General features: G+C 74.0%; 10 protein-coding genes. All 10 read left to right on the top strand.

All coding sequences use genetic code 11. The features are described 5' to 3' along the window. Positions 1–51 precede the first annotated feature (51 nt). The 10 genes from ACFVDM_RS31660 (at position 52) to ACFVDM_RS31705 (ending at position 9,394) form a co-directional block, all read left to right on the top strand. The gene (locus tag ACFVDM_RS31660; RefSeq protein WP_383648415.1) at positions 52–1,056 is read left to right on the top strand and encodes a TauD/TfdA family dioxygenase; all 1,005 of its coding nucleotides are present in this window, start codon (positions 52–54) and stop codon (positions 1,054–1,056) included. A 38-nt stretch (positions 1,057–1,094) separates the two neighbouring features. Next, positions 1,095–2,120: a 2,3-diaminopropionate biosynthesis protein SbnB gene (sbnB, locus tag ACFVDM_RS31665; protein WP_383648419.1), complete on the top strand. Its 1,026-nt coding sequence runs from the start codon at positions 1,095–1,097 to the stop codon at positions 2,118–2,120. 41 nt (positions 2,121–2,161) lie between these two features. Next, positions 2,162–3,151 carry a 2,3-diaminopropionate biosynthesis protein SbnA gene (gene sbnA, locus ACFVDM_RS31670; RefSeq protein WP_383648422.1) on the top strand — a complete coding sequence of 330 codons (990 nt, stop codon included), beginning with the start codon at positions 2,162–2,164 and terminating at the stop codon, positions 3,149–3,151. A 71-nt stretch (positions 3,152–3,222) separates the two neighbouring features. Continuing rightward, positions 3,223–3,441 carry an MbtH family protein gene (locus ACFVDM_RS31675; protein WP_383648424.1) on the top strand — a complete coding sequence of 73 codons (219 nt, stop codon included), beginning with the start codon at positions 3,223–3,225 and terminating at the stop codon, positions 3,439–3,441. Positions 3,442–3,457: 16 nt separating this feature from the next. Beyond that, a complete protein-coding gene (locus ACFVDM_RS31680; protein ID WP_383648472.1) occupies positions 3,458–3,964 on the top strand; it encodes a YbaK/EbsC family protein in 507 nt (168 codons plus the stop codon). A 185-nt stretch (positions 3,965–4,149) separates the two neighbouring features. Then, a complete protein-coding gene (locus ACFVDM_RS31685; protein WP_383648474.1) occupies positions 4,150–5,085 on the top strand; it encodes a TauD/TfdA family dioxygenase in 936 nt (311 codons plus the stop codon). A gap of 62 nt (positions 5,086–5,147) precedes the next feature. Then, on the top strand, positions 5,148–6,737 hold the full coding sequence (locus tag ACFVDM_RS31690; RefSeq protein WP_383648426.1) for an anthranilate synthase component I family protein: 1,590 nt from the start codon (positions 5,148–5,150) through the stop codon (positions 6,735–6,737). Continuing rightward, positions 6,734–7,327 (top strand): anthranilate synthase component II, encoded by a 594-nt coding sequence (locus ACFVDM_RS31695; protein WP_383648428.1) that lies wholly within the window; start codon positions 6,734–6,736, stop codon positions 7,325–7,327. The genes ACFVDM_RS31690 and ACFVDM_RS31695 overlap by 4 nt, the downstream gene beginning before the upstream one ends. Before the next feature lie 36 nt (positions 7,328–7,363). Continuing rightward, positions 7,364–8,692 (top strand): class II 3-deoxy-7-phosphoheptulonate synthase, encoded by a 1,329-nt coding sequence (locus tag ACFVDM_RS31700; RefSeq protein WP_383648430.1) that lies wholly within the window; start codon positions 7,364–7,366, stop codon positions 8,690–8,692. A 36-nt stretch (positions 8,693–8,728) separates the two neighbouring features. After that, complete coding sequence (locus ACFVDM_RS31705; protein WP_383648433.1) at positions 8,729–9,394, top strand: response regulator transcription factor; 666 nt, start codon at positions 8,729–8,731, stop codon at positions 9,392–9,394. The last annotated feature ends 81 nt before the right edge of the window (positions 9,395–9,475 follow it).

The following is a 9,475-nucleotide window of genomic DNA, read 5'->3' on the forward strand; positions in this document are numbered from 1 at the left end:
ACCCGGCCGTACGACACCCGCGCAACCCGTCACCGAGGGAGACCCGCAGAGATGACGTCCGTACTCGAAGCCACCGCGGAGACCGGCCACGGTCCCGTACCGGCGCCGCCGCCCGGCCAGGTCGCCGTGGTGCGCGTCCCGGCCCCCGACGACGCGGCCGGCTGGGCCGCCGAGCACCGCACCACCGTCCTGCGGGCCGTCGCGGAGCACGGCGCCGTGCTGCTGCGCGGCCTGGCCGTGGACTCGCCCGAGGCCGTCGAGGCCGTCGCCCGCGCGCTGGGCGTCGACCCGATGGAGGAGCGCGAGCGCTTCGCCGCCCGCCGCCGCTACCGCCCCGGCGTCCAGGGCTCCTCCGAATGGCCGCCGGACGAGCCGATGTGCATGCACCACGAGCTGAGTTACGCCGCCGAGGTGCCGGCCCTCGCGCTCTTCGGCTGCCTCACCGCCCCGGCGGAGGGCGGCGCGACCGCGGTCGCCGACGCCCACGAGGTGCTGCGCGCCCTGCCCGCCGGGCTCGTCGACCGCTTCGCCCGCGAGGGCTGGCAGCTGACCCGCACCTACCGCGAGGTGGGCGTCGCCTGGACCGAGGCCTTCGGCACCGACGACCCGGACCGGGTCGCCGCCTACTGCGCCTCCGCCGGCATCGAGCACACCTGGCTGGACGACGGCGCGCTCCGCACCCGCCAGCGCCGTTCCGCCGTCCGCGAGCACCCGGTCAGCGGGACGCCGCTCTGGTTCAACCAGATCGCCTTCCTGAACGAGCTGACCCTCGACCCGATGGTCCGCGAGTACCTGACCGAGGTGTACGGGCCCGACTCGCTGCCCTTCACCACCGCGTACGGCGACGGCACCCCGATCCCGGCCGAGGAGATCGCCACGGTCAACGACGCCTACCGGGACGCCACCCGGCGCGAGCCCTGGCAGGCGGGCGACGTGCTGCTCGTCGACAACATCCGCATGGCGCACAGCCGCGAGGAGTACCGGGGCGAACGGGAGATCGTCGTGATCCTCGGCAACCCGGCCTGGCTCCCCGGGCACGTCATGGACCCCCACTGACCTCCGTACCACCGTCCGCACCCACGGGAGAGCCCCGCATGACACCCAGTCCCACCTTCGCCGTGATCCCGGGAGCCCAGGTCCACCGCGTCCTCGGCGACCGGCACCAGGACGTCGTCGACATCGTGGAGGCCGCCTACCGCACCCACGGCGAGGGCGGCACCGTCAACCCGCCCTCGTACTTCCTGCGCTTCCCCGACCGGCCGTCGTCGCGGATCATCGCGCTGCCCGCCTCGATCGGCGGGGACGCCCCCGTCGACGGACTGAAGTGGATATCGAGCTTCCCGGAGAACGTGGCGGCCGGCCTGCCGCGCGCCTCCGCCGTGCTCGTCCTCAACGACCCGGAGACCGGCTACCCGCTGGCCTGCCTGGAGAGCTCCATCATCAGCGCCACCCGGACCGCGGCCTCCGCCGCGCTCGCCGCCGACGCCCTCACCCGGGGGCGCGAACGCCCCCGCACCATCGGCTTCTTCGGCGTCGGGCTCATCGCGCGCTATCTGCACGGGTATCTGGCGGGCACCGGCTGGGAGTTCGACGAGACGGGCATCTTCGACCTCTCGCGCGAACACGCCGAGGGCTTCGCGCAGTACCTGGAGCGCTCCGGGACGAACGGCGCGGTCACCGTGCACGACAGCGCCGAGAAGCTGATCCGCTCCTGCGACGTCGTCGTGTTCGCGACCGTCGCCGGGGAACCGCACGTCACCGAGAGCGCCTGGTTCGCGCACAACCCCCTCGTGCTGCACATCTCGCTCCGTGACCTGTCGCCCGACGTCGTGCTCGGCGCCACCAACATCGTGGACGACGTCGAGCACTGTCTGAAGGCCCAAACCTCCCTGCACCTGGCCGAACAGCGGACCGGGAACAGGGATTTCGTGCACGGCACCCTCCACGACGTGCTCACCGGAGCGGTCGAGCCGGCCACGGACCGGCCGGTGATCTTCTCACCGTTCGGCCTGGGGGTCCTCGACCTCGCGGTCGGCAGGCACGTCTACGACACCGTGCGCGCCTCGGGGGAACTGGCGGTCGTCGACGGCTTCTTCCATGACATGAGCCGCTACGGCTGACCTTTCCGCCTTCACGTCCACGCCCGAACGCGGGAGGCAGCGTGCCGATCATCTCGGCTCCGCAGGAATTCAACGAGGACGACCTCTACATCGATCTGAGGTCCGTTCTCGGCACTTCGCTCTTCCTCAAGTGCGAGGGATTCAACTTTTCCGGTTCCATCAAACTCAAACCCGCTCTGGCCATGGTCGAAGCGGCCGAACGCAGCGGGGTCCTCACACCCGGCTCGATCCTCGTGGAGTCCTCGTCCGGAAACCTCGGCGTCGCGCTCAGCATGATCGCGGCGAGCAAGGGCTACCGCTTCCTCTGTGTCACCGACTCCCGCTGCAACCTCTCCTCGCGGCGGCTGATGGAGGCCCTGGGGGCCGATGTCCACATCATCACCGAACCCGACCCGGAGGAGGGGTTCCTCGGGGCGCGGCTGGACCGGGTGCGCGCCCTGTGCGCCGCCGACCCGCGCCACGTCTGGCTCAACCAGTACATGAACCCGGACAACTGGCGGGCCCACTACCGCTGGACCGCGCCGCCCATCGCCCGCGCCTTCCCCGGCCTGGACGTGCTCTTCGTCGGGGCCGGCACCACCGGCACCCTGATGGGGTGCGCCCGCTGGTTCAAGGAGCGCAGGCCCGGGGTGCGCGTCGTCGCCGTGGACAGCGTGGGCTCGGTCACCTTCGGCGCTCCGCCCGGGACCCGGATGATTCCGGGCCTCGGCGCGGGGGTGCGTCCGGCGATCCTCGACGAGGCGTACATCGACGAGGTGGTGCTGGTCCCGGAGGCCGACACCGTCCGGATGTGCCACCGGCTGGCCGCGCGCGGCTTCCTCTTCGGCGGCTCCACCGGGACCGTCGTCGCGGGCGCCTCCGCCTGGCTGGAGGAGCACGACGCCGAACGCCTCGGCACGACCGCGGTGACCCTCTCGCCCGACCTGGGCGAGCGCTATCTGGACACCGTCTACCAGAGCAACTGGGTGCAGGACATCTACGGCAACGAGGCCCTGGAGACCCAGGACGTCGCCGAACAGGCCGTCGCCTGACCCCCCTTCACGACCCCCTGAGTATCGACAGCCGTACGGCAGACGTCCGTGCGGCGGAAAGCGAGTGCGTCATGACCAATCCGTTCGAGGACACCGAGGGGCGCTACCTCGTGCTGATCAACGACGAGGACCAGTACTCCCTGTGGCCCGCCTTCGCCGAGGTGCCCGCCGGCTGGCGGGTCGCCCGCGAGGAGGGCGGCCACGCGGAGAGCCTCGCCCACATCGAGGAGCACTGGACCGACATGCGTCCGCGCTCGGTGGCCGAGGCGATGTCCCGTGCCCACGCCTAGGGCGCGGGCGCGGCTCATGGAGCTGCTGGCGTCCGCGCCCCACCCGTACCGGATCGTCGGCCATCCGCCGCAGGGGGCGACCGACCTGGCCAGCCTGCTGCGCGGGCACCCCCTGCGGCAGGCGGCGAAGTCCCTGGTGATCCGGGTGGCCCTGCCGGGCAAGAAGCGGCGGTACGTGCTCGCCGTGGTGCGCGGCGACCACCGCGTCGACCTCGGCGCGGTGTGCGCGGTGGCGGGCGGGGTCCGGGCGGGCTTCGCCGACCGGGCCACCGCGGAACGGCTCACGGGCTGCGTCAGCGGCTCCATCGTGCCGTTCTCGTTCCACCCGGAGCTGGACGTGGTCGTGGACCCCGCGCTGCTGGAGGAGGACGAGATCTGGTTCAACGCCGCCCGGCTCGACCAGTCCGTCGCGCTCTCCGCGCACGCCTACCGGGCCCTCGCCGGGCCCCGGGTGGCCGGGATCGCGGACCGGACCGGCACCACGGACCACCGCACCGCCCCGGCCGACGCACGGGCCGCGTGAGCCCGTACCGCCCGACGACGCACACCGAGGAACCACCGCGCCGCACGGCCGCATGAGGCCGCCGTGCCGCGCGACGCACCGCGAACCACCCGCCCCACCGAAGGACGGACCCGCACCACCAGGAAGGCGATCCACCGATGACAGCGACCATCCACTCCACCGCCGCCACGATCCCCGTGGCCGACATGACCCACCGGGCCCCGGCCGTCGCCGACGTGGCCCGGACCCTCGCACGGTCCGCGGGCGACCGCGTCGACGACCGGGACTGGGTCGCCGCGGCCCGGGACGCCTGGTCCGACCTGCCGGCCGAACTCCGGCGCGCCCTGCGGGAGTTCCGCCGTGACTCGGGCCCGACCGGCACCTTTCTGGTGCGCGGCCTCCCGGTGGGGGCCGCGCAGCTGCCGCCCACCCCGGCCGCCGCCGGCTCCGTGCAGCGCACCGCGGGGCTGCCCGCCGCGCTGCTGCTGATGGTCGCCGGAGGGCTCGGCGACCCGGCGGCGTTCCGGCCCGAGAAGGGCGGCGCGCTCGTCCAGGACGTCGTCCCGGTGCCGGGGCAGGAGGACTTCCAGGGCAACGCCGGTTCGGTGCTGCTCACCTTCCACACCGAGAACGCCTTCCACCCGCACCGCCCCGACTTCGTCATGCTGCTGTGCCTGCGCGCCGACCACGAGCGGGTCGCCGGACTGCGCACCGGCTGCACCCGCCAGGTGCTGCCGCTGCTCTCGGCGGACGGCCGCGAGGCGCTGTTCAGCGAGGAGTTCCGCACCGCCGCCCCGCCGTCCTTCGGTACGGGCGCCGGCTCCACCGAGGCGCACGCCGTGCTGTTCGGGGCGCCCGACGACCCGGACGTCCGCGTCGACTTCGCGGCCACCGAGCCGCTGACCCCGCGCGCCGGGCGCGCCCTGCTGGAGCTCCAGGAACTGTTCGACCTGACCGCCCGGACCGCCCTGCTGGAACCGGGCGACCTGGCCATCGTCGACAACCGGGTCGCCGTCCACGGCCGGACCGCGTTCCGCCCCCGCTACGACGGCAACGACCGCTGGCTCCAGCGCAGTTTCGTCCTCACCGATCTGCGCCGCTCCCGGGGTCTGCGGCACGCCGACGGCTACGTCATCGGCTGAGCGGCCGGTCCCGGGCCCGCCCGATCCACCCGCACGACCGAGAGCACGGAAAGAGAGAAGCCTTGACCACACTGCTGGAGACCCCGGTCGCGCCCGCCGCCCCGGGGTACCGGTCACCGTCCGCGGGACCGCCCGTCGTCCATGTACGCATCGAGGAGACGCTCCTCCCGGACCACCGCCCGCTCGACCTGTTCACCGTGCTGCGCGAGACCTACGGCGAGGACGTCTTCCTGCTGGAGTCCCCGCAGGGCCCGCAGGAGGACTGCACCTCGGCGGTGATCGGTTACGACCGGCTCGCCGAGATCCGCGTCCACCCGGAGCACGTCACCGTCACCGGGACCGGGGGCGTCGCCGAGGCGCTGCTCGCGCTGGCCGACGGGCTCGGCATGGGCCCGGCCGCCGCCGGGGCGCGCCGCGTCGAGCGGCCCGGCCAGGTGCTGGAGCTGCTCGGCGCCGCCCAGAACCTGTTCACCCTGCACACCGCGCAGCCCGCCGACGACTACGTCTTCGGTTTCCTGGCCACCCTCGGCTACGGCACCGCCTGGCATCTGGAGGAGCTGCCGGAACGCGACGGCACCGCCGGACCGGACTGCGTGCTCGCGCTCTACCGCAACACCGTCCGCTACGACACGCGCACCGGCCGGGCGCTGCACTTCTCGGCCGGGGCGGAGGAGTTCCCCCCGCCCACCCCGTTCGACGTCGTGGCGGCGGCCCGTACCGCCGCGACGGCGGCCGAGGAGCCCGTCCCGGCCGCACCGGCCCCGCTGGAGGTGCGCGACAGCACCGACCGGGAGACCTTCCTGGCGCGGGCCGCCCGCTGTCTGGAGCACATCGGGGTCGGGGACATCTACCAGATCCAGATCGGGCACCGGATCGACGTCACCACCCCGCTGACCCCGGTCGACGCCTACCGGCGGCTGCGGGACCGCAACCCCTCGCCGTACATGTACCTGGTCCCGCACGCCGGCACCACGCTCATCGGCGCCAGCCCCGAACTGCTCTTCCGCATCGAGGGCGACCGCCTCGTGATGCGGCCCATCGCGGGCACCACCCGGCGCAGCGGCGAGCCCGGGGCCGACGGGCGGCGCGTCGCCGCGCTGCTGGCCAGCGAGAAGGAGCGGGCCGAGCACGTGATGCTCGTCGACCTGTGCCGCAACGACATCGGGCGGGTCTGCGAGCCGCGGACGCTGACCGCGGGGCGGCTGATGGAGGTCGAGGAGTTCTCCCACGTCTTCCACCTCGTCTCCACCGTGGAGGGCCGGCTCGCCCCGGGCGCCGACGTCTGGGCGGCGCTGCGGGCCACCTTCCCCGCCGGAACGGTGACCGGGGCTCCGAAGATCCGCGCCATGGAGATCATCGAGGGCCTGGAGAGCGAGCCGCGCGGGATGTACGCGGGGGCCGTCGGCCTCGTCGACGTGCGCGGCTGGGGGCAGTTCGCGCTCTGCATCCGCACCATCGTGCGCGACGGGGCGGTCTACTCCACGCAGAGCTGCGCGGGTGTCGTCGCCGACTCCTCCCCGGAGGCCGAGTGGCGCGAGACCCTGCACAAGATGGGCGCCGCGTACTGGGCGCTCACCGGTGAGGAACTGGCCCCGCCCCCGGCGGCGGAGGAACCGTCGCCGGCCGTGTCCGGGGAGGGCGGTGCCCGGTGAGGATCCTGCTGGTGGACGCGTACGACAGCTTCACCCACATCATCGACCAGTACCTGCGCGGTCTCGGCGCCGAGACCGACGTCGTCCGGGCCCGCTCCGAGTCGCCCGAGCGGCTCGCCGCCCGCCTCCCGGACGCCGTGGTGCTCGGGCCCGGCCCCGGGCATCCGGCGGACTCCGGCCATGTGGAGCTGGTGCACACCTTCTCCGGCCGGGTGCCGCTGCTCGGGATCTGCCTGGGGCACCAGGCGATCGGCCTGGCCCACGGCGGCCGGGTCGGGGTCGCCGGTCTGCTCAAGCACGGCAAGACGAGCCCGGTCCGGCACGACGGCACCGGCCTGTTCGCCGGGCTCGACGCGCCGATGACCGCCACCCGCTACCACTCGCTCGTCGTCGAGGACCCGCTGCCGCCCGCGCTGACGGCCACCGCCCACGCCGAGGACGACGGCTCCCTGATGGGGCTGCGCCACCGCGAACTTCCCGTCGAGGGCGTGCAGTTCCACCCCGAGAGCATCACCACCGTCGGCGGCATGCGGCTGATGGCGAACTTCCTGGAACAGGTCCGCCGGTCCGTTCCGGCGCCGGTCTCCTGACCCCTTCCGCCCTTCATCCCACCGAGGAGTAGTCCCGTGGTGTACCAGGACCTGTGGCGCGCACTGCCCGCCGCACAACAGCCCGACTGGCCCGATCCGGCCGCCCTCGAAGCGGTGTGCGCCGAACTCGGCGCGGCCGTCCCGCTCGTCGTCGCCGACGAATGCGAACTCCTCAAGCGGCGGCTCGCCGCCGTGGCCCGGGGAGAAGCCTTCCTGCTCCAGGGCGGCGACTGCGCCGAGACCTTCGCCGAGGCCACGGCCGACGCCGTACGGGGGAAGGTGCGCACCCTGCTCCAGATGTCGCTGGTCCTCACCTACGCGGCCTCCGTCCCCGTCGTCAAGGTCGGCAGAATGGCCGGCCAGTACGCCAAACCCCGCTCCCGCCCCACCGAGACCCGCGGTGCCACCACCCTGCCCGCCTACCGGGGCGACGCCGTCAACGGCTTCGGCTTCACCCCCGCGGAGCGCACCCCCGACCCGCACCGCCTCCAGCGGATGCACCGCGCCGCCGCGGCCACCCTCAACCTGGTCCGCGCCTTCACCACCGGCGGCTACGCCGATCTGCACCAGGCCCAGTCCTGGAACCAGGACTTCGTGTCCGGCTCCCCGGCCGGGGAGCGCTACGGCGAACTCGCCGACCAGATCGACCGGGCGCTCACCTTCATGAAGGTCTGCGGGGCCGACGCCGGCATCGCACGGGCCGTGGAGTTCTTCGTCAGCCACGAGGGGCTGCTCCTCGACTACGAGGACGCCCTCACCCGTACCGACCCGGAGACCGGCCGCACCTACGCGACCAGCGGCCATCTGCTGTGGATCGGCGAGCGCACCCGGGACATCGACGGCGCCCACGTCGACTACTTCTCCCGGATCGACAACCCCGTCGCCGTGAAGCTCGGCCCGACCGCCACGGCCGACGAGGCACTGGCCCTGATCGACCGGCTCGACCCGGGGCGCGAACCGGGCCGGCTCACCTTCGTCGTGCGCATGGGCGCCCGGAACGTCCGCGACCGGCTGCCCACCCTGGTGGAGAAGGTCACCGCCGAGGGCGCGCCCGTGGCCTGGGTGTGCGACCCCATGCACGGCAACACCTTCGAGGCGCCCACCGGCCACAAGACCCGGCACTTCGACGACGTCGTCGAGGAGATCACCGGCTTCTTCGAGGTCCACCACGGGCTCGGCACCCACCCCGGCGGCGTCCACCTGGAGTTCACCGGCGACGACGTCACCGAATGCGTGGGCGGCGCCGACGGACTGCGCTTCGACGATCTCGCCGCACGCTACGAGTCCACCTGCGACCCCCGGCTGAACCGCAGCCAATCCCTCGACCTCGCGTTTCTCATTGCCGAGAGCTACCGCTCGCGCTGACCCGCGCCCCGGTGCCCGGTGAAGGATGTGAACCCCATGCGTCTCCTGCTGGCCGAACCCTCCCCGGTCCTGCGGACCGGACTGGCCCGGCTGCTCGGCGGTCTCGGCCACCACGTGGCCGCGGGCCGCGACACCGGGGCGCTGGCCGCGCTCGCCGCCGCCCACCGCCCCGATGTGCTGCTCGTCTCCGCGGCGGCGGCCCCGGCGCGGGGCGGCGACGCGGTCCGGGACGCGCTGGCGGTGCGCCGCCGCCGTCCCGGCACCGGGGTGCTGCTCTGGTCCCGGACCCCCGACCCCCGGGCGGCCGCCGCCCTGCTGGAGGCCGGCGGTCCGGGCCTCGGCCATCAGCTGGAGGCCGGGATGACGGACGCGGACCGGGTCGTCGCCGTCCTGGCCCGGATCGCGGCGGGCGGCAGGGCCCTCGATCCGGCCGCCGGGGGCGGCGCGGCGGCCGGGGACCTCGCCTCGCTCAGCGTGCGGGAGGCCGAGGTGCTGGCCCTCATGGCGCAGGGCCGCACCAACACCGCGATCGCGGCCCGCCTCTGCATCTCCGAGGGCACCGTGGAGAAACGGGTCGCCGCCGTCTTCGGGAAGCTCGGCATCCCCGGCGGCAGCGGCGACAACCGCAGGGTCCTGGCCGTGCTGCGCTATCTGGAGGCCCGTGCCGTACCGGCCCCCGGGGAGTTCGCGGCGGCCGCCTGAGACCGGCGACGGCCCGGCCGGGGCGGGCGGCCGCCCCCCCCCCCCCGGCCCCCCCGGCCCCCACCCCGGCCGGGGCCCCCC

This window comes from Streptomyces sp. NPDC057682, from assembly GCF_042799575.1.
In the GTDB taxonomy this organism is placed as follows: domain Bacteria; phylum Actinomycetota; class Actinomycetes; order Streptomycetales; family Streptomycetaceae; genus Streptomyces.

Coding starts and splice junctions, on each gene's coding strand:
- ACFVDM_RS31675 (WP_383648424.1), top strand. CDS start 3,223: ATGACCAATCCGTTCGAGGACACCGAGGGGCGCTACCTCGTGCTGATC.
- ACFVDM_RS31680 (WP_383648472.1), top strand. CDS start 3,458: ATGGAGCTGCTGGCGTCCGCGCCCCACCCGTACCGGATCGTCGGCCAT.
- ACFVDM_RS31685 (WP_383648474.1), top strand. CDS start 4,150: ATGACCCACCGGGCCCCGGCCGTCGCCGACGTGGCCCGGACCCTCGCA.
- ACFVDM_RS31660 (WP_383648415.1), top strand. CDS start 52: ATGACGTCCGTACTCGAAGCCACCGCGGAGACCGGCCACGGTCCCGTA.
- sbnB (WP_383648419.1), top strand. CDS start 1,095: ATGACACCCAGTCCCACCTTCGCCGTGATCCCGGGAGCCCAGGTCCAC.
- ACFVDM_RS31705 (WP_383648433.1), top strand. CDS start 8,729: ATGCGTCTCCTGCTGGCCGAACCCTCCCCGGTCCTGCGGACCGGACTG.